The following is a 317-nucleotide window of genomic DNA, read 5'->3' on the forward strand; positions in this document are numbered from 1 at the left end:
TCCATTATCAGAATCGACCAACGACATGGGCGACTGGTGGCAAACTTATCAAACCTTGTCTGTATCAGAGCAGGAACAAGCGATTGATGAGTTTGATGAAAATATTCGTCGCGGCGCCTATAAAAAAGGGCAGCGTGGTGGACGCGGACGTAATCGTCAAAAGCCAGAATCAAATACAGCCGATGAGTCGGTATCTAATCAACAAAACACTAAGCGTAGCAAAGCCAATGGCAGCAATGAAAAGCATGGCCTTGAAAGAAATGGCACTGAAAAAAATGGCAATGAGCAGAACGTGGTGAACGATGCGTCAAATATCC

At 45.1% G+C, this 317-nt stretch carries 1 pseudogene; it reads left to right on the plus strand.

The window, feature by feature from the left end:
* Window positions 1-25 precede the first annotated feature (25 nt).
* Window positions 26-317 (plus strand): annotated as a pseudogene (locus AAEZ03_RS26575) (hypothetical protein); the annotation flags it as partial.

Origin of the sequence: Pseudomonas sp. HY2-MNA-CIBAN-0224, from assembly GCF_040310285.1 — a bacterium.
Lineage (GTDB): Bacteria > Pseudomonadota > Gammaproteobacteria > Pseudomonadales > Pseudomonadaceae > Aquipseudomonas > Aquipseudomonas helleri.